The sequence below is a fragment of the Azorhizobium sp. AG788 genome, assembly GCF_943371865.1.
GTDB lineage: Bacteria > Pseudomonadota > Alphaproteobacteria > Rhizobiales > Xanthobacteraceae > Azorhizobium.
Genome location: NZ_CALRWL010000012.1, coordinates 1 through 19292, shown reverse-complemented (window position 1 = coordinate 19292; position 19292 = coordinate 1). Strand labels below are relative to the sequence as shown.

18 protein-coding genes, 1 pseudogene and 1 riboswitch are annotated in these 19292 nt (G+C 67.5%); of the genes and pseudogenes, 1 reads left to right on the top strand and 18 read right to left on the bottom strand.

The features are described from left to right. Positions 1 to 10 precede the first annotated feature (10 nt). The 9 genes from AAG816_RS09380 to AAG816_RS09340 all read right to left on the bottom strand — a co-directional run bounded on the left by AAG816_RS09380 (position 11) and on the right by AAG816_RS09340 (position 7569). Positions 11 to 934 carry a 2-dehydro-3-deoxygalactonokinase gene (locus AAG816_RS09380; RefSeq protein WP_341989341.1) on the bottom strand — a complete coding sequence of 308 codons (924 nt, stop codon included), beginning with the start codon at positions 932 to 934 and terminating at the stop codon, positions 11 to 13. 39 nt (positions 935 to 973) lie between these two features. Then, positions 974 to 1702 (bottom strand): amino acid ABC transporter ATP-binding protein, encoded by a 729-nt coding sequence (locus tag AAG816_RS09375; RefSeq protein ID WP_341989422.1) that lies wholly within the window; start codon positions 1700 to 1702, stop codon positions 974 to 976. 347 nt (positions 1703 to 2049) lie between these two features. Continuing rightward, positions 2050 to 2865 (bottom strand): transporter substrate-binding domain-containing protein, encoded by an 816-nt coding sequence (locus tag AAG816_RS09370; protein WP_341989340.1) that lies wholly within the window; start codon positions 2863 to 2865, stop codon positions 2050 to 2052. 90 nt (positions 2866 to 2955) lie between these two features. Further along, positions 2956 to 3609: an amino acid ABC transporter permease gene (locus AAG816_RS09365; RefSeq protein ID WP_341989339.1), complete on the bottom strand. Its 654-nt coding sequence runs from the start codon at positions 3607 to 3609 to the stop codon at positions 2956 to 2958. Between the two features lie 12 nt (positions 3610 to 3621). Further along, positions 3622 to 4296 (bottom strand): amino acid ABC transporter permease, encoded by a 675-nt coding sequence (locus AAG816_RS09360; protein ID WP_341989338.1) that lies wholly within the window; start codon positions 4294 to 4296, stop codon positions 3622 to 3624. A gap of 13 nt (positions 4297 to 4309) precedes the next feature. Next, entirely contained in the window at positions 4310 to 5485 is a 1176-nt protein-coding gene (locus AAG816_RS09355; RefSeq protein ID WP_341989337.1) for a LacI family DNA-binding transcriptional regulator, read from the bottom strand. Between the two features lie 426 nt (positions 5486 to 5911). Next, entirely contained in the window at positions 5912 to 6526 is a 615-nt protein-coding gene (locus tag AAG816_RS09350; protein WP_341989336.1) for a TlpA disulfide reductase family protein, read from the bottom strand. Then, on the bottom strand, positions 6519 to 7010 hold the full coding sequence (locus AAG816_RS09345; RefSeq protein WP_341989335.1) for a hypothetical protein: 492 nt from the start codon (positions 7008 to 7010) through the stop codon (positions 6519 to 6521). The genes AAG816_RS09350 and AAG816_RS09345 overlap by 8 nt, the downstream gene beginning before the upstream one ends. Before the next feature lie 64 nt (positions 7011 to 7074). Then, complete coding sequence (locus AAG816_RS09340; protein ID WP_341989334.1) at positions 7075 to 7569, bottom strand: DoxX family protein; 495 nt, start codon at positions 7567 to 7569, stop codon at positions 7075 to 7077. Positions 7570 to 7640: 71 nt separating this feature from the next. Here AAG816_RS09340 and AAG816_RS09335 point away from each other — a divergent pair, with 71 nt between their 5' ends. Next, positions 7641 to 8555 carry a LysR family transcriptional regulator gene (locus AAG816_RS09335; protein WP_341989333.1) on the top strand — a complete coding sequence of 305 codons (915 nt, stop codon included), beginning with the start codon at positions 7641 to 7643 and terminating at the stop codon, positions 8553 to 8555. Between the two features lie 22 nt (positions 8556 to 8577). Here the strand turns inward: AAG816_RS09335 and AAG816_RS09330 are convergent. The 9 genes and pseudogenes from AAG816_RS09330 to ugpA all read right to left on the bottom strand — a co-directional run. Beyond that, positions 8578 to 8967 (bottom strand): annotated as a pseudogene (locus AAG816_RS09330) (amidase); the annotation flags it as partial. 23 nt (positions 8968 to 8990) lie between these two features. Next, positions 8991 to 12527, bottom strand: coding sequence for an urea carboxylase (uca, locus tag AAG816_RS09325; RefSeq protein WP_341989332.1), 3537 nt, complete (start codon positions 12525 to 12527; stop codon positions 8991 to 8993). A gap of 3 nt (positions 12528 to 12530) precedes the next feature. Beyond that, complete coding sequence (locus tag AAG816_RS09320) at positions 12531 to 13202, bottom strand: urea amidolyase associated protein UAAP2 (RefSeq protein WP_341989331.1); 672 nt, start codon at positions 13200 to 13202, stop codon at positions 12531 to 12533. An 11-nt stretch (positions 13203 to 13213) separates the two neighbouring features. Next, complete coding sequence (locus tag AAG816_RS09315; protein WP_341989330.1) at positions 13214 to 14017, bottom strand: urea amidolyase associated protein UAAP1; 804 nt, start codon at positions 14015 to 14017, stop codon at positions 13214 to 13216. An 11-nt stretch (positions 14018 to 14028) separates the two neighbouring features. After that, complete coding sequence (locus AAG816_RS09310; protein ID WP_341989329.1) at positions 14029 to 14847, bottom strand: ATP-binding cassette domain-containing protein; 819 nt, start codon at positions 14845 to 14847, stop codon at positions 14029 to 14031. Then, the gene (locus AAG816_RS09305; protein WP_341989328.1) at positions 14844 to 15659 is read right to left on the bottom strand and encodes an ABC transporter permease subunit; all 816 of its coding nucleotides are present in this window, start codon (positions 15657 to 15659) and stop codon (positions 14844 to 14846) included. The genes AAG816_RS09310 and AAG816_RS09305 overlap by 4 nt, the downstream gene beginning before the upstream one ends. 203 nt (positions 15660 to 15862) lie before the next feature. Continuing rightward, a complete protein-coding gene (locus AAG816_RS09300; RefSeq protein WP_341989421.1) occupies positions 15863 to 16885 on the bottom strand; it encodes a putative urea ABC transporter substrate-binding protein in 1023 nt (340 codons plus the stop codon). 181 nt (positions 16886 to 17066) lie between these two features. Continuing rightward, a riboswitch (guanidine-I (ykkC/yxkD leader) is annotated at positions 17067 to 17177 on the bottom strand. A gap of 191 nt (positions 17178 to 17368) precedes the next feature. Further along, on the bottom strand, positions 17369 to 18214 hold the full coding sequence (gene ugpE / locus AAG816_RS09295) for a sn-glycerol-3-phosphate ABC transporter permease UgpE (RefSeq protein WP_341989420.1): 846 nt from the start codon (positions 18212 to 18214) through the stop codon (positions 17369 to 17371). A 32-nt stretch (positions 18215 to 18246) separates the two neighbouring features. Further along, a complete protein-coding gene (gene ugpA / locus AAG816_RS09290; RefSeq protein WP_341989327.1) occupies positions 18247 to 19131 on the bottom strand; it encodes a sn-glycerol-3-phosphate ABC transporter permease UgpA in 885 nt (294 codons plus the stop codon). Positions 19132 to 19292: the final 161 nt, after the last annotated feature.

Below are 19292 nucleotides of genomic sequence, written 5' to 3'. Positions count from 1 at the left end.
CTTCGCAAGATCAGATCAGGCCGGCGGCGCGGGCCACGGCGAACTGGCCGGCGGGGGCGCTGCCGGCGGGGGCCTGGGTATGGGCAAGGCCCAGCACATCGGCTGCAGCGGCGTAGCGCTCGGTCAGGCCGGGATTGGCCACCAAAGTGAAGGGCTCGCGGCCGTGGGTGGCGTCGCTCAGTTCGGCGCCGATCAGCAGGCCGGAGAGGAAGTCGGCGCTGTCCTCCTCGCCCAGCCGGCCGGTGAGGCCGAGGGTGCGCACCGAGAACAGCCGCCCCAGCAAGCTGCCCGGCCCCTTGAGGCCGCGCGCCGCCAGCACGCCGCGGCGGAAGCCTTCGGCGGAATGGGCCTCGCCCTGCATCATGCGCCCGAGGATGGTGTGGCCCTTCAAGGCCGCGAACACGTCACCGGTCATATAAGTGGAGAAGTGGGTGATGCGCCCGGCTTCCACCCGCACCCATTTGGAATGGGTGCCGGGCAGCACGAACAGGCCGTCGGTGCGCTGCAGCCGGTGGAGGGCGCCGAACACTTCCACTTCCTCGCCGCGGATCACGTCCGGGGCGTCGGCATCGTCGCGCAGCAGGCCGGGCACGATGGCGACCGGGCCGAACGGCTTGGGCGCATCAGGCACAGGAGTGAGGCCGGCGGCGAGGTCGGCCAGGCCCGCGGGGGTGGGCACGTAGCGCGCTTCCACCCAGCCCTGGCGGCTGCCGATCATGCCCGACAGCAGCACCGGCAGCGGGCCGTGCGCATGGACCCAGCCGCCGGCATTGGCGGTGAGCACATCGGCGAAGCTGGCGCCGTCCAGGGACATGATGCCCTGCATGGCCGTATGGCTGTCGAGGATGGCGCCATCGGCGGCCTGGAGATAGGCTCGCAGCGCGGTGGTGCCCCAATCCAGGGTGATGAGCGCGGCCGGCGCGGTGGTGGTCATCGGACCTCTCGGAAAACGGGGCTGGGCGTTGGTCCGCCCTCAGTGATGCAGGATCTGGCCCAGGAAGGCGCGGGTGCGCTCGTTGGTGGGGTTGGCGAAGAAGGTCTCGGGCGGACCCTGCTCGACGATCTCGCCCTTGTCCATGAAGATCACCCGGTCCGCCACCTGGCGGGCAAAGCCCATCTCGTGGGTGACGCAGATCATGGTCATGCCGTCCTGGGCCAGCGAGATCATGGTGTCGAGCACTTCCTTGACCATCTCCGGGTCCAGCGCCGACGTGGGCTCGTCGAACAGCATCACCTTGGGGTTCATGCACAGAGCGCGGGCGATGGCCACGCGCTGCTGCTGGCCGCCGGAGAGCTGGCCGGGGAATTTGTTGGCCTGTTCGGGAATGCGCACCCGCTCCAGATATTTCATCGCCTGGGCTTCCGCCTCCTTGGGCGGGGTGCCGCGCACCTTGCGCGGGGCCAGGGTGCAGTTCTGCAGCACGGTCAGATGCGGGAACAGGTTGAACGACTGGAACACCATGCCCACTTCGGCGCGGACCTTGTCCAGATTGCGCGAGGAGGTGCCCACTTCCACCCCGTCCACTTCGATGCGGCCGCTCTGGTGATGCTCCAGGGCATTGATGCAGCGGATCAGAGTGGACTTGCCGGAGCCGGACGGCCCGCAGATCACGATGCGCTCGCCGGAGCGCACGGTGAGGTTGATGTCTTTGAGGGCGTGATAGGTGCCGTAATGCTTTTCCACCCCTTCCATGCGGATCATCACCGCGCCCTCCGACGGGCGCACGGATCCGGCCGAGCCGGAGGCGGGGCTTGGGCTGGCGGTGCTGCTCATGACGGCGTCTCCGGGCTGTGAACGTGGGAACGGATGGTGTCGGGGCCTAAGGCGTTTCGATAAATGTGGCCTCAGGCGGATGGCGTTTCACCCCCCTCCCTCGCCCTCCCCCGCAAGGGGGGAGGGGATAGGTCGCGAGGGATGTATCGGGCGCGCAGAGAGCGGACGTAGGATCTGCCCCCGCCGCCCGTGCACCCCGCCCCCTCCCCCCGTGCGGGGGAGGGCGAGGGAGGGGGGTGAAACGGCCGGGGCCGCTCATCCCCTCCCGTACGCGATCAGAAGGTCGGCAGCGGGCCGAGGGGGGTCTTGAACCACTTCTGATTGATGGCATCCAGTTCGCCATTGTTCTTGATGAAGTACAAGAACGTGTTGACCCACTGGAGGAAATCGGTGGAGCCGCGGCGCACGGTGATGCCGTTATACTGGCTGCGCAGCACGACCTTGCGCTCGATGCCCATGTCCGGATTGGCGGCGGCCAGCTGGGTGCCGATGATGTTGTTGGAGCCCAGCAGGTCCACCTGGCCCGACAGGAACGCCTGGGCGGCGGTGGCATCGTCGTCGAAGCGCATGATGGTGGCGGTCTTGGGCACGGCGGCGGTCAGCGCGGTGTCCTGGGTGGAGGCGCGGGCCACCGCGATCTTCTTACCGGCGGTCTGCTCCAGGGTCTTGATGTCCAGCTTCTTCGGGCCGAGCAGCTGGATCTCGATGGTGGAATAGGGAATGGAGAACTGCACCTGCTTGGCGCGCTCCGGGGTGATGCCGAACACCGCCACCAGCACGTCCACCTTGTTGGTGAGCAGATAGGGAATGCGGTTGGGGCCGGTCACCGGCACCAGTTCCACTTCCACGCCCAGATACTTGCCCATGAGCTTGGCCACGTCGGCATCATAGCCTTCCGGCTTGCCTTCGGTGTTCATGAGGCCGAACGGGGGCACATCCACCAGCATGCCCACCTGGATCTTCTTCTTCGACAGAATTTCGTCGATGGACTGCGCCGCGGCGTCGTGGGGCAGAGCCGTCGCGGCAAGCGCCACGAGGCCGGTGGCGGCGAGTACGCGCCGCGCGGTTTTCAGGACCGATCCGAGCAACATCTGGTCTTCCTCCGTAGGCCCCTTGGGGGCGGGCGTCTCCGGGCGTTGCGCCCGGTATGGGGTGCGGCAGGGTCTCAGCGCGAGAAGGCCTCAGCGCGAGACGGTGCCGAATTTCTTTTCCAGGTGGCGCGAATAGAGCGACAGCGGCCAGCACAGGACGAAGTAGATCACCGCCACAATGCTGAATACCAGGAACGGGCGGAAGGTGGCGTTGTTGACGATCTGCCCGGCCCGGGTCAGCTCCACGAAGCCGATGATGGAGGCGAGCGACGTGCTCTTCACCAGCAGCACCAGGAAGCCCACGGTGGGCGCCACCGCGATCTTGGCCGCCTGCGGCAGGATGATTTCTTTCATCCGCGTCACATAATGCAGGCCGAGCGCGGTGGAGGCTTCCCACTGGCCCTTGGGAATGGCCTGGATGCAGCCGCGCCAGATCTCGCCCAGGAAGGCCGAGCCGTTCAGCGTCAGGCCGATGGCGGCGGCGGTGAGCGGATCGATGGAGCCGCCCAGCATGGTGGCGCCGAAGAACACCAGGAACAGCTGCATCAGCAGCGGCGTGCCCTGGAAAATCTGGATGTAGCCGCCGGCGATGGCCCGCAGCCAGCCCCAGGATGAGGTGCGCGCCAGGGCCACTACCACCCCGCCCAACGCACCGCCGCAGAAGGCGATGGCGGACAGCAGCAGGGTCCAGCGCACGGACATGAGCAGGAAGATCAGCTCGGCGGAGGTGAATTGACGGATCATGGTTCGCCTCCCTCAGCGCGCGGCGTCGGACCGCGCGAACACCACGCGGTAGATGAATTCGAACACGGCGGCGAACATCAGCGACATGGCCAGATACATGGCCGTGACGACGATATAGATCTCGAACGAGCGGAAGGTCTGCGATTGCAGATTGTTCGCAATGGCCGTCAGTTCCTCCGCCGAGATGGCCGAGACCACGCTGGAGGTCAGCATCAGCAGGATGAACTGGCTGGTGAGCGCCGGATAAATGGCCTTCAGCGCCGGAAAGATCACCACATAGCCGAACACCTGGATCGGCTTCAGCCCCAGGGCGAGGCCCGCCTCGATCTGGCCCTTGTGGATGGTCTCGATGCCGGCGCGCACGATCTCGGTGGCATAGGCGCCCACATTCACCACCATGGCCAGCAGCGCCGCCTCATTGGCGTCGAGCCGGATGCCCATGCGCGGCAGGCCGAAGAAGATGAGGAAGATCTGCACCAGGAACGGCGTGTTGCGGATCACCTCCACATAGATGTCCACCAGCCAGCGCACCGGGCGCGGGCCGCCGGTCTTGCCCAAGGCGCAGGTGATGGCGACGATCAGGCCGAGGATCATGGCCATGCCCGACAGGCGGATGGTCAGCCAGGCTCCCAGCAGCAGTTCCGGCCAGGCGTTGAACACTTCGCCGAACTGGAAGACGTAGTTCATCTCACGCTTCCTCTTAAGTGTGGGCCGCGCGGGCGGTGGTGCGCCGGCCCGGCGTGCGAGAGGGGGGATGCAAGGGGGCATGTGCCGCCCGGCTGCGCTGGCCGGGGGCCGCGCCGCAGGACTGGCGGATGATGAGGCGCGGCGGCACGACGATCTGTTCCGGCGGCCGCTCGGGCGTCTCGATGCGCCGCAGCAGCAGGCGGGCCGCTTCCCGGCCCACCACGCGCGGATCGGTGGTGAAGGTGGTGAGCGCGGGGCGATGCAGGCCCGCCTCGGCCACGTCATCGCAGCCCACCACCGCCACGTCGGCGCCGGGCACCAGGCCACGCTCGGTCAGCGCCAGCATCACGCCGAAGGCCACCACGTCATTGTAGCAGACCACCGCGGAGGGATGGTCCTCGCCGGCAAACAGGCCGCGGGCGGCGGCATAGCCATCGGCGCGGTCCAGCACCGGGCAGGGCACCACCGGGCCGCTCTTCAGCCGGTGGCGGCGCAACGCCTTGCGAAAGCCGGCGAGCCGCTCGGACAAAGGCGAAATGCGCCGGACGCCGCCGATGAAGGCAATGTTGCGGTGGCCCAAAGAGATCAGATGCTCAGTGACCAGTTCCATGCCGGCGGCATAGTCCGGGCCGACGTAATCGGCGGGAAAGTCCGCCACCCGGCGCTGCGCCACCACGCAGGGCACGCCGGCGCAATGGGCGTCCGCCATGGCATCGGGGCGGGTATCTTCCGCCGGCACCAGCACGATGCCGTCCACCCCATGTTCCTGCATGCGCACCAGCAGGTTGCGCTGGCGAACGGGGTCTTCGTCCGTATTGGTGATGAAGGCCACATAGCCTTCCGCCGCCAGCACATCGTCGATGCCGGAGGTGAATTGGGCGTAGTTGGGAGTGGTGATCTCGCACAGTACCAGCCCGATGGTGCGCGAGGCCCCCGAGCGCAGATTGGCCGCGCGGCGATTATAGACATAGCCCAGCTCGGCCATGGCTGCGTCCACCTTGGTGCGGGTCGCATCGGCCACCAGCGGGCTCTTGCGCAGCACCAGCGAGACGGTGGCGCGGGAGACGTTGGCGTGGGCGGCGATGTCGTTCAGCGTGACCCGCCCCGCCGGGGCGTGCGCTGCCGAGGGGATATCGGATGCGAGGGCGCCTGCGGCGGTCTCGGGCGCTCGTCCCTTGCGCGTCTTCACCTTGGCGTTCTCCCCCGGTCAAGCCGGAACCAGACAGCGGATATGCTTTTCCGTGCTCTGTTGAGCAGGAATGCAGTTCTCGTTCTTCCGCGGCATCGGGATGCGAAACGGGCGTCGCCGATCGATCTGACCTGACGACATGCCGATTGTCTAAGGGAGGCGTTCGGGGGTGGTCAACGAATTTTTTAGACCGATCTAAAACTTTCTGCGCCTTGGGTCTGACGCGGCAGAATTGGTGCGTTGCGGCGATGCGGGTGGCGTCTCAGGCGCGAGTGTGGCCGGCCGGTTGGAAATCCATGCTTTCAACGCGGCCGGCCCCCATCCGGCCCGGAAAAGGAAGCCCTTGTTCGGCCGTGACGCATGTTGCATTGCAAAATATCGGCGCGGTCGGCGGAGGCGACATCCGGAGCTCAACCAGCGCGCGGCTTAAGCTGTCGCATAATAGTCCAGCAGCCGTTGGCCGTCGTCGGACATCCAGTCGGCCACGCCCTGGATGTAGCCGGCGATCGTGCCGGCGGGGGTGATGAGATAGGTGATGGGCATCCCCCTCACCCGGAGGGGCGCGTCGCCGGTCCCCGCATCGCTCACCAGCGCGCCGGCCTGATCGCGAAAGATGGGCAGGGACCGGACGTCGAGCGCCGCCAGATAGTGCTCCAGGCTCTGCCGGGCCACCACGCGGTCGGTCGAGACCGCCGCCACGGCGATGTCGGGCCGCGCCATGTGGAAGCGCTCCAGCAGGGGCAGGTCCGTCTGGCACGCCGCGCACCAACTGGCCCAGATGTTGATGAGCATGATTTTGCCGCGGGGCGGCGCCAGCGGGGCCGGGCGCCCCTTGAGGTCGGTCAGCGTGACGGTGGGAAGGACGGCGGCGGGCTCCAGCATCGTGAACTGACGCCGCTCGGTGCGAAACACCGGCGGGCTGGCGACGGCCTGGGCGCGAGCCGTGGCGGCGCAGAGCGGGGCCAGCGCCGGAAGGCCAAGCGCCAGAAGCATGGCCCGCCGCGAGAGGCGGGCGGCTGCGTCTTCGGCCCGATCATCCATGGAGGAAGCTCCAGCCGGCTTCCTGCAACTCCATCACGCGGCCGATCCCGAATGGCACGATCCGCGCCCCGGGCAGGGGCGAAATCGCATGGCCTTCCTTCTGCTCGGCAATCTGTCGGGAAGAGTCGCACATGGAGAGGACAATATCCGGTATGGCCTGACGAAGCGCTGCCAGGGGCTGCTTGAGCGGCGAGATGTCGTCACGCAGCAACTCGATGCCGCTGCCATTCGCCACGATCTCGATTTTAACCGCCTCATTCTTGATGGCATAGGCGCGCGATATATTCATCGCATAGCTGATGGCGTGTCCCATCACCTTCCGGTCATTGGAGTCGATGAGGATGACCAGGCGGTGCTCCTTGGGGAGGGGCTGCGCCTGCTCCTGCGCGGCGGCGTTCGCCCCGGTCCTGTAGCCGATGCCCAGGAGCGAAGCCGCAGCCGCGATCATGAGGGCGCCGATGGCGGCTCGATGCCTCGCCTGCATGGGATCTCTCTCCATTGCGCCGCGCGCGCCGCGCTCGGCGGGGGCTGATGAGGGCGGGGTGCCGTCACGCGCGCGGGGCGATGGGGGCGGCCTTGCCGCGGCCCCACAGCACGAAAGCGGAGAGCGCGAACAGCACCACGTTCAGCGGCAGCACATCATATTCCCCGCGCGTCGCATGGAAGCCGAACGCTAGCGCCTGGAGGACAACGCATCCCAGCGCGGCCGCCACCGTGAGCTGCGGCTTCATGCGGGTGAGCGCGGGCAGAAGGATGCCGACCCCGCCGGCGAGATCGATGAGGCCGATGATCCGCACGAAGGTGGCGGGCAACTGCCCGGTCCAGGGCATCATGGCCGCCAGCTCGGGAATGGGCGTGCTGATCTTCATGACGCCCGACATGCAGAACAGCCCGGCGACGATGAGCTGGGCCAGCCAGATGCTGGCGACAAAGAGTTTTCCGGTCGGCTTGGTGGCGGTTGTCTTGGCGGCTGTCGCGCCGGCGGCGGGAGCGAGCGGCATGGGGCAGTCCTCATGGGCGTGGATGTCGGAGAGCTGCAGCATGACCTTGCCGGCCCATCGAAAAAACCGGAATAGTATGGATGATCTTTATCTAAATCTCAGATGGTGTCGCCATGGACTATGACGGCCTCTCCCTCGACCAGTTGCGGGTGTTCGTGGCCGTGGTGGAGACCGGCAGCTTCTCTGCCGCCGCGCGCACGCTCAATCGCGCCCAGTCGGCGGTGACCTATGCCATCCAGAAACTGGAAGGGCAGGTGGGCACCGCGGTGTTCGACCGCTCCGCCTATCGCCCCACCCTCAGCCGCGCGGGCCGGATCCTGCTGCCCCAGGCCCGCCGCATCGTCGACGATGTCGGCCGCTTCCGCGCCATCGCCCAGAACATGGCCCGCGGCATGGAGGCGGAGGTGCGGCTGCTGATGGCGCCGTCCATTCCGTTCGGTCTGCTCACGCCCGCCTTGTCGGCGTTCCGGGATGCCTTTCCCATGGTGCAGCTGCGCCTCACCAGCCTGCCGTTTTCCATGGCCTTCGGTCGCAAGGTGCCGGGCGTGCTGCCGGGCGAGGCCGACATTCGCATTCTGTTCGATTTTCTCCTGCCGGCGGAGGTCGCCCGCCGGCCCATCGCCGAAATGGAACTGACGCCGGTGGTCGCCGCCTCCCACCCGCTCGCCGCCATCGCTGGGCCGCTGGATGAGGAGGCCTTGCGCGACCATGTGCAGATCGTGCTCAGCGAACGGGCCGAGGCACGGCCGGGCGAAGACCGGGGCGTGGTGGCGCTGCGCATCTGGCGCGTCACCGATCCGGCTATCCAGCACGGCCTGATCCGGGACGGCCTCGGCTGGGGCAGCCTGCCCGGCCCGGTGGCGGCGGAGGATCTCGCGGCCGGCCGGCTGTGCCGCCTGTCGCTCACCCACGAGGGGGCGGCCCGGCCCCTGACACGCCTGCCCATCGCCGTCGTCCATCTCCGGGACGAGCCGCTCGGCCCCGCCGGCAGTTGGTTGTTCGAGCGGCTGGGAGAGCGGCAGGCGTGATGCTGCCTCGTTCCGATGCGTGCTAGCCCTGCCGGGACGCCACATAAGCGCGCCAGCCGCCGAGCGCGGTGATCTCGCGGGCGTCCTTGACCGCATGGGCCTCGCACAGGAAGCCGGTGGCTTCCGAGCCGTCGTCGAGGCGGATCTTGCCCACGCCCAACGGCGCGGGAATGCCGGCGACGAAGGTGCCGAAGGCGGCGGGGGACAGGCTCCACACCTCCACATCCAGCCCCGGCCCGGCAAAGCCGGGCTCGCGCACCAGACCCGGCTTTTCCGGCGTGGTGCCGGGCAAGGCATAGAGCCGGTAATCCGCCGCGGTGCGGCAGCGGCGCAGCAGGGTGCCGCCGCTGCCGGTCAATTCGCTGTTGAGCGGCATGCCAGTTAAATGCGCGCCCACCACCACCAATGGCAGGGTCTGCGGGAGAGAGGTCTCGCTCATGCCAAAGCCTCCAGAACGGCCACCACATCGCCGCTGCGGATGGTGCGGCCGGGGGTGATGCGGATGTCCCGCACCCGGCCCGCCGCGTGGGCGATAATGGCGATTTCCATTTTCATGCTCTCGATGATGGCCAGCGTCTCCCCCGCCGCCACCGTGGCGCCAGGCGCCATCAGCACCTTCCACACATTGCCCGGCACCGTGGCGCTGACCCCGAAGCAGCCCTCGGGTATGGCGTCCGCCGCTATCACCGGCCCGCCGTCGTCGGCGACGAAGCTGTCCAGCCCCTCCGCCTTCCAGCGCGCCCGCTCGGCCTCGAAGGCGGCCTGCTGGCGGGTCTTGAAGGCGGTGATGGAGGACGCATCCCGCTGAAGCCCCGCCGCATAATCGGCGTAAGAGAAGGACCCGTCCTCGATCCGCAGCGGATAGGCCCCGTGCGGGAAGGCGGCGCGGGCCTCGGTGAGTTCGGCGTGGGAGACCGGGAAGAAGCGGATCTGATCGAAGAAGCGCAGCAGCCAGGGCGTGCCGGACGCGAAGGCCGGGGTGGAGCGCCAGGTGTTCCACACCTGGATGGTGCGGCCGAACAATTGATAGCCGCCCGGCCCCTCCATGCCATAGATGCACATATAGGCGCCGCCGATGCCCACGGCATTTTCCGGCGTCCAGGTGCGGGCGGGATTGTACTTCGTCGTCACCAGCCGGTGGCGCGGATCGATAGGGGTGGCCACCGGCGCGCCGAGATAGACATCTCCCAACCCCAGCACCAGATAGCGGGCATCGAACACGATGTCCTTGACCGCCTGCTCATCAGGCAAGCCATTGATGCGGCGGATGAACTCGATGTTGGACGGGCACCAAGGCGCATTGGGCCGCACCAGTTCCTGATACTTGCGCATGGCCAGTTCCGCATCGGGATCGTTCCACGACAGCGGCAGATGCACGGTACGGCTGGGCACCACCACATCCTCGGCCTTGGGCAGGCCCTGCTCGATCTCCTGCAACGCCCCCACCAGCCGCGAACGGGTGAGGCTGGTGCCGTCATAATGGATCTGGAGCGAGCGGATGCCGGGCGTCAGGTCGATGAGGCCGGGCAATTTGGCCTCACCCACCGCCTGCGCCAGCAGATGGGCGCGCAGGCGCAAGGCGATGTCCAGCGTCATGTCGCCGAACTCCACCAGCAGATTGTCGTCGCCCTGGCGGCGATAGACCACGCGCACCGGGCCATCGTCACGCCGGGCGATGATGGGCGAGCCGGTGTCGGGCGGGGCCGCGATCACGGTGGGGCCGGCCACCGCGTCGCCGGCCCGCGCCACGGGATGGAAGCGCACGCTGTCACCGGGCTTGAGCTGGCCCATCTTCCATTGCTCGTCGCGGGCGATCACCGCCGGGCAGACGAAGCCGCCGAGCGAGGGACCGTCCGGCCCGAGAATGATGGGCATGTCGCCGGTGAAATCGATGGCGCCCACCGCATAGGCATTGTCGTGCAGATTGGAGGGGTGCAGCCCCGCCTCGCCGCCATCGGTGCGCGCCCAGCGTGGCGTCGGCCCCATCAGCCGCACGCCGGTGCGGGCGCTGTTGAAATGCACCTCATAGGCGGCCTCGAACAAATCGGCGATGTCTTCCGGCTGGAAGAAATCCGGCGCGCCGTGCGGGCCATAGACCACGCCGATCTCCCAGGCGCGGGTGAGCGGCGCGGCCGCCACCACGGGCGCGTCCACGGGAGCGGCCCCCGCCAGATGCAGCACATCGCCGCCCTTCAGCGTGCCGGTGGCATGGCCGCCGAACGCGCCCAGGGCAAAGGTGGCGCGCGAGCCCAGCACCTCCGGCGCATCAAAGCCCCCCGCCACCGCCAGATAGGCGCGCTGGCCGGGGCCGGTGATGGCACCAATGCTGAGCACCTGCCCAGCATTCACGGAGAAGGCGGCATCGTGGGGCACGGGGACGCCGTCCAGCGTCGCGGGCATTTCGGCGCCCGCCAGCGCCACGCGGCTGGCCGCATGGAAGCGCAAAGTGGGGCCGTTGACGGTGAGTTCCAGCGCCGCCGTGCTGGGGGCATTGCCCACCAGCGTGTTGGCGCGCTGGAACGAGCGGGCATCCATGGGGCCGCTGGGCGGCACGCCCACATGCCACAGGTTCAGCCGCCCCGGCAGTTCCTGGAGGCTGGATTGAGCGCCGGGGCTGACCACCTCGATGCTGTGCGGACGGAAGGCGAAATCCCTCAAGGCCGTGGTGGCAACCAGCCCCGAACCCAGCAGATCGGAGGCGGCGATGGCGCGCAGATAATCCAGATTGGTCTCGATGCCGCTGATGGCGGTGGCGGCCAGGGCCTCCTGCAAGGCGGCGATGGCGGCGGGGCGGTCGTGACCCGTCACGATGATCTTGGCCAGCATGGGGTCGTAGAACGGCGTCACCTCGGTGCCGGTTTCTACCCAGCCATCCACCCGCACACCGGCGGGAAAGAGCACCTGGGTCAGCAGGCCCGCGCTGGGCTGGAAATTGGCGTGGGGGATCTCCGCATAGACCCGCGCCTCCAGCGCCGCCCCCTTGGGGGTGAGCGGGCCGGCGTCCGCAATGGGGTCTTCGCCGGCGGCCTGGCGGATCATCCATTCCACCAGATCGATGCCGAACACCGCCTCGGTGACCGGATGCTCAACTTGCAATCGGGTGTTCACCTCCAGGAAGTAGAATTCCTGGCGGATTGGGTCATAGATGAACTCCACCGTGCCGGCGGAGGCATAGGACACGCTCTGCCCCAGCGCGACGGCCGCGGCATGCAGGCGCTTGCGGGTCTCGGGCGCCAGCAGCGGCGCCGGGGTTTCCTCGATCACTTTCTGGTTGCGGCGCTGGAGGGAGCAGTCGCGCTCGCCCAGCGCCACCACATGGCCCCGGCCGTCGCCGAAGATCTGCACCTCCACATGGCGCGCGGCGGAAACGAACCGCTCCAGATAGACCCGCGCATCGCCGAAGCTGGCGCGGGCCGTGCGCTGCACCCGCTCGAACGTCTCGCGCAATTCGTCCGGCGTGGCGCACAGCTGCATGCCGATGCCGCCGCCGCCGGCGGTGCTTTTCAGCATCACCGGATAGGTGATGGCCTGCGCCGCCGCCAGCGCCGCCTCCACATCCGCCAACAGGCCGCTGCCGGGCAGCAGCGGCACGCCGCTGGCCTGGGCGATCTCTCGCGCCGTGTGCTTCAGGCCGAAGGCTTTCAGATGCTCCGGCCGTGGGCCGATGAAGGCGATGCCCTCCGCCGCCAGCCGCTCGGCAAAGGCGACGTTTTCCGACAGGAAGCCGTAGCCGGGATGCACCGCCTGCGCGCCGCACTGCCTGCAGGCGGCGATCACCGCCTCCACATTCAGATAGCTCTCGGAGGCCGGCGCGGGGCCGAGGCGGATGGCTTCATCCGCATCCAGCACGGGCCGTGTGAAGCGGTCCGCATCGGAGTAGACCGCAATTGAGCGGATGCCCATTTTACGCAAAGTCCGGGCGATCCGGCCGGCGATCTCGCCCCGGTTGGCAATCAAAACGGTGGAGAACATGGGTCAGTCCTCGTCGCCCGGGAAGATCAGCACTTCGATGGGGGTGGGGTTGAAACCGTTGCAGGGATTGTTGATCTGCGGGCAGTTGGAGATGACGCAGAGCAGGTCCATCTCCGCCCGCAGCTCCACATAATCCCCCGGCTTCGACACCCCATCGACGATGGCCAGTTCCCCTGACGGCTCGATGGGCACGTTCATGAAGAAGTTGATGTTGGGCACGATATCGCGCTTGGACATGCCGTGCTTGGTGACTTCCAGCACGAAATTCTCGCGGCAGGCGTGCAGATATTTGGTGTGGTGGCCGAAGCGCACGGTGTTGCTCTCGCACGAGCAGGCGCCGGCCGAAGTGTCATGCCGGCCGCAGGTGTCGGCGATCACCGTGGCCATGAGGTGGCCTTCGTTTGAGATCAGCCGCGTGCCGGTGGTGACATAGGCCGCGCCCTGCACCCGCACGGTGTCCTGGGACGAATAGCGCTCACCAAAGGCATCGGCGCGATAGAACAGCGTGTCCACCGCCTGCTGGCCGTCCAGATCGATGATGCGGATGGACTGGCCGCGCTTGACCACGCCGGACCACGGCGCCTGGGCGGCGACGCGATGGGTGTGGACCGGGGCCTTGTTGGCTGCGGGTTTGGCAGGGCACACGGGGGCGGCGAAGAACGAATTGCGGGTCATGCTCGCCTCCTTCAGCGCGCGAGGTTGTCGAAGCCGCGGGCGGCCTCGGCAGTGGCGGTGCGGCACAGGTCATCCGGCCCGGCGGGCGGGGCGGGGAAGCGGATCGCCTCCACCGGCTTCGGCGCGTAGCTGGGCGCGGGGTCAAGCGGATGCGGGCAATTGGAGAGGGCGATGATCAAGTCCATCTCCGCGCGCAAGTCCACGAAGTCACCGGCCTGGCGGGTGTCCTCCCCCCACACCAGCTTGCCCTCGGCTGCGGTGCGCACCGGGGCGAAGAAGGTGATGGCGGGAGGGATGTCGCGGCGATCCAGACCCAGCTTGCCGGCGGCGAGAATGAAATTGTCCCGGGTGTTGCGCAGCACGGCGTTGCCATAGCGGGCGCGGTTGGAGGCGCGGGTGGAGCCGCCCGCCAAAGCATCATGGGCGCCGGTGGTGTCCTCGATCAGCGAGACCATCACCCGGCCCATGTCGGAGAACAGCACCCGGCCTTTGCCCAGAGCGGTGGTCCATTGGATCTTCACCGTGTCGGCGTAATTCAGCCGCTCGGAGATGTCGGCGGCATTCCAGGCAATGAAGGCCACCGAGGACGGGCCGTCCATCAAGGCGATGCGCAGGGCCTCGCCCGCCTTCAACTGCGTGGTCCAATACCAGCCGCCGGGAATGATCTCGCGGGCGAGATCGCCCGCCGGCAGCAGCACGCTGCCGCGCGGCGTGGGCGGCGGCAGGGCCGCCGGCGCGTGGCTGGCGGCTTTCAATTCCTCATAGCGGCGCTTGTTGGCTTCGATCAGCGCCAAAGTCTCGGCAGCGGCAGTCATGGACAATCTCCTCAGATGCGCATGAGTGCCGGGTCGTCCCGGCCAGGGCCCATGGATGGCGCCGGGTCGTCCCGGTCCGGGCTGTCAAAGCGAAGCTGGCCGGCGATGCGCGGCGGCCAGACCTCGATGTCGTGCGCCACCGTGGCGCCGAAGCGCTCGCGTTCTTCCGGCCGGTTGCGCTTGCGCTCGAAGGCGATGACGCGGGTGGCCAGAGTGAAGGCTTCCTTCAGATCGTGGGTCACCATCACCACGCTCATCTCGCAACTGTTCCACAGTTTGCGCATCAGCGTGTGAATATCGCCGCGAATGCCGGGGTCCAGCGCGCCGAACGGCTCGTCCAGCAACAGGATCTTGGGCTTGCGCATGATGGCCTGCGCCAAAGCGAGGCGCTGCTGCATGCCCCCTGACAGGGCTGCGGGATATTTGTCTTCCGCCCCCTTCAGCCCCACTTCGGCGATGAGGGCGCGGGCTTCCTCCTGCGCCGCCCGCCGCGCCGCCCCGAACAGGCGACCGGTGAAGGGCGCCTTGGGCAATTCGGCGGCCAGCAGCACATTGCCCAAGACGGTCAGATGCGGGAACACCGAATAGCGCTGGAACACCACGCCGCGATCGGCGCCGGGCTCGCGCGCCAGCGGCTGGCCGTCGATCAAGACTTGGCCGCGCGTTACTGTCTCTTCGCTCAGCAGGATGCGCAGAAACGTGGTCTTGCCGCAGCCGGATGGGCCGACCAGGGCCACGAAGCAGCGCGGGGCGAACTCCAGATTGATGTCCTCCAGGACGATCTGGTCGCCATATTCCTTCCAGAGATGCCGGATCGAGATCGCGGTCATGCGCCCCTCCCGCCGAACCAGGGAAACGCCGCCCGGCGCAGCCGCACCAAGGCATAATCCATGATGACCGAGAGCAAGGTGATCCAGGCCACATAGGGCAGGATCACATCCATGGCCAGATAGCGCCGCACCAGGAAGATGCGATAGCCGAGCCCTGATTCCGCGGCGATGGCCTCGGCGGCGATCAGGAACAGGAAGGCGGGCCCCAGCGAGAGCCGCACCGCATCGATGAGCCGGGGGGCGATCTGCGGCAGCACCACCCGCAGCGCGATCTGCCAGGAGGAGGCGCCCAGCGTTTCCGCCTTGATGATCTGCTCGCGCGGCAGTTCCTGCACCCGCATGGCCAGATCGCGAATGAGGAACGGGGTGACGCCGATGGTGATGAGCGCGATCTTGGAGGTCTCTCCCAGGCCCATGACGATGAACAGGATCGGCAGCAGCGCCAGCGGCGGCACCATGGACACCATGGCCACGAACGGTGCCAGCAACGCCCGCACCGCGGGCAGCAGGCCGATCAGCACCCCCACCACCAAAGCGATGGCGGTGGAGAGGGCCAGCGCGCTGATGAGGCGATCCAGCGAGGCGAGGGTGTCGTTGAGCAGCAGATAATCGCCGGTGCGGGCATCGGGGGAGAAGGCGGTGCGGGCGATGGCATCGCCCAGGGTGCTAAGGCTGGGCAGCAATTTGTCGGCGGGGTTTTCCGCCAGCCGCGCCGCCGAGCCCAGGACATAGGCCAGGATCACCAGCGCAAACGGCAGCATCGCCAGCGCCAGCATAGCGGTGCGGTCCGGCCGGCGGTTGATCAGTCGCATGCTGCTGCCTCCTGCGGGTCCGATTTCGGGGGCGATGCTCCCTCTCCCGCTTGCGGGGGAGGGGTGGGGTGGGGGCGCCGCGTGAGCGGCGTTGGCGCCCTCCGATAGCTGACGGTTCCGGCGCTGCGCGCCGGCCCCCTCCCTGCCCTCCCCCGCAAGCGGGAGAGGGTGAAATCGGAGAGCACGCGCCGAACGAGGCCCCCTCAGAGCTTACCGTCGGCGGCGAGCGCCATATAGGTGTCGACGAAGCGGAACTTCACGTTCTTGTCGCTGCCCAGCACCTTGCCGTCGGGCAGAGCGATGCCGATGGCGTCGGCGGACTTGGCGCTTTCGCCCAGCAGCTTCTTGTCGAACAGGAACTTGCGCACCCGGTCCATGGTGGTGCCCACGGCGGGGGATTTCACGAACGCCACCGCGTCGGCCGCCTTGTCGAACAGCTTGGTGGCTTTCAGCTGGCTGTCGAAACCGGCGAGATCGGTGCCGGAAGCCTTGCCCATAGCAGCGCGGGCCGCCTTGCCGGCCTCGGTGTCGGCGGTCATCAGGGTGACGGTCTCATACCAGATGCCGGCCAGGGCCTTGCCGAAGTCCGGATTGTCTTTGAGCGTCTGGGTGTTGGCGACCATCAGATCCATGATCTCGCCGGGGATCTTGGAGCTGTCGAACACCGACTTGGCGCTCTTTTCCGCCAGGATCTCGGACACCAGCGGGTTCCAGGTGACCACCGAAGTCACCGCCTTGGTCTTGTAGGCGGCCACCATGTCGGCATCCGAGGTGTTGACCACCTTCACGTCGCGCTCGGAGAGCTTGATGCTCTCGAGGGCGCGGGCGAGCAGATAATGCGAGACCGAGAACTCCACCAGATTGACCTTCTGGCCCTTGATGGCGGCAAGGCTGTCCTTGCCCTTCAGGATCACGGCGTCATTGCCGTTGGAGAAGTCGCCGACGATCACGGCGGTGGTGTCCACGCCGCCGGCGGCGGGCACGGAAAGGGCATCCATATTGGTCACCGTCAGGGCGTCGAAGGCGCCAGCGGTGTATTGGTTGATGCTCTCCACATAGTCGTTGAACTGGGTGACCTGGATGTTGATGCCGTATTTGTCGGCCCATTTCTTGACGATGCCAGTGTCGGCGGCATAGCCCCAGGGCATCCAGCCCACATAGATCGACCAGGCGACCTTGAAGTCCTTTTTCGGCGCGGCAGCAGCCGGACCGGCGAGCGGCCCCATGGCCAGCGCCAAGGCGGCGGCGCCGGCCAGGCCGGTCAAGGCGCTGCGGCGGGAGAAAACGGATGTGACGAGACTGGAAAGCGTAGCGCGCATGCTGGTCCCCTTGCGTCGAACGTCTGGTTGCGTTGAACGTTGGGGAATTGGCGGATACCCGAGTGCCGCCAATTCCTTGGCCACCGAGGTCTCCCGGGCTTTTATCCCGCCGTGCACCCGATCCGGATGTCTCCCGGATCGGTGGCAGCTCTCGGACCAACACGCCGCACGCGACGCCGGAACCCTAGCCACCAACTCTACGCTGTTAAAAGCAAGTGGCGTGCCAGAGCGGAAACGGCGCCAATGCAGCGTTTCCCGCGGGAGGATGCGACGCCGTTATGCCCGCAGTGCGGGCAGGAGAGGAAAATATAGGCAAATAGGCGCATCATCTGTGCTCATGTATGCAGGCGCGCGCAAGCCCTTCTCCCCGCTTGCATCGTGCCGCAAACGCTATTTCTCCGCCTCGATCAGCCCCTTCACGAACAGGCGCTGCATCAGCGCGATCACCAGCACCGGCGGCAGCATGGCGAGGATGGCGGTGGCCATCACCAGATGCCACACCGGCGCCTCTTCCAGCGCCGTGCCGGCGAGGCGCTGGAGGGTGGTGACGATGGTGTAATGGGCACTGTCCGTGGTCATCATCAGCGGCCACAGATACTGGTTCCAGCCATAGATGAAGAGGATGACGAACAGCGCACCGATATTGGCGCGCGACAGCGGCAACAGGATCGACCAGAAGAAGCGCAGCGGCCCGGCGCCATCCATCACCGCCGCCTCGGTGAGTTCGTCGGGAATGGTCATGAACACCTGCCGGAACAGGAAGGTGGCGGTGGCGCTGGCGATCAGCGGCAGGATCAGGCCGGAGGCGGAATTGAGCAGGCCGAGCCCCGCCACCACCTGATAGGTGGGCAGGATGCGCACCTCCACCGGCAGCATCAAGGTGAGGAAGATCACCCAGAACGCGGCGACCCGGAACGGAAAGCGGAAATAGCAGACGGCAAAGGCGGAGAGCAGCGAGATGACGATCTTGCCCACCGCAATGCCCATGGCCATGACGAAGCTGTTCCACAGCATCGGCCCCACGGTGGGCACGCCGGGGGCGCCGGTGAACAGCACCGTTTCATAGTTCGCCAGCATCTGCCCGCCAGGCAGGAAGCCGATGCGCCCGTTGAGGAAATCCGTGCCCGGATGGGTGGAGGCGATGAAGGCCAAATAGACCGGCAGAACCATCACCACCACGCCCAGGATCAAGGTGGCGTGGGCGAGAAGGGTGAGGGTGCGGCCGCGCTCCACCATGTGCCCGGCGGTGCGGTCCGGTTCGCGGGCCATCAGTAATGCACCTTGCGCTCGATCTGGCGGAACTGGATGGCGGTGAGCGCCATGACGATGCCCAGCAGCACCACCGATTGGGCCGAGGACCCGCCCAGATCCAAATTCTCGAAGCCGTCCTTGAACACCTTGTAGACCAAAGTGGTGGTGGCCTGCCCCGGCCCGCCGCTGGTGGTGGCGTGGATGATGCCGAAGGTGTCGAAGAAGGCGTAGATGATGTTCACCACCACCAGGAAGAAGGTGGTGGGGGCCAGCAGCGGCCAGACGATGGCGGTGAAGCGCCGCCACGGGCCGGCGCCATCCAGCGCCGCCGCCTCGATCAGCGCGCGGGGAATGGCCTGGAGGCCGGCATAGAAGAACAGCACATTATAGCTCACCTGCTTCCAGGCGGCGGCGAGGATCACCAGCAGCAGGGCCTGGTTGCCGTCGAGAAAGTGGTTCCAGGAGATGCCGAGCATCTGAAGGCCGCGGGCCATCACCCCGACGCTGGGGTTGAACATGAACCACCACAGGATCGCCGCCACGGCGGGCGCCACCGCATAGGGCCAGATCAGCAGCGCCCGATACCAGGGCGCCAGCCGCCCGGCCTTTTCCGCCGCCAGCGCCAGCGCCAGCCCGAAGCTCAAGGAGAGGATCGCCACGCTGGCGGAGAAGATCAGCGTCACGCCGATGGCGCCGCGATAGGCCGGGGAGGTGAAGAGGGTGACGAAGTTCTCCAGCCCGACGAACTGGCGCGACAGGCCGAAGGCATCCTCCGCATAGAGCGAGGTCACCACCGCCTCGGCGGCGGGCCACAGGAAGAAGAGGACCGTCACCGCCAATTGCGGCGCCAGCAGCAGATAGGGCAGCAGGCGGTTGTTAAAGGTGACGCGCTTGGCCTGCATGGGCGGTTTCCGGTGGAGGCGGTCGCTGCTCCCTCCTCCCGGCGGGGAAGGGGTGGGGCGGGCGCACCGGATGTCGGCACGGCGCGCTCGGCTGATGTGGCCGGCACAGAGGTGCGCCCGGCGTTGTGCGGTCGCGGCTCCCTCCCCCCTTGCGGGGGAGG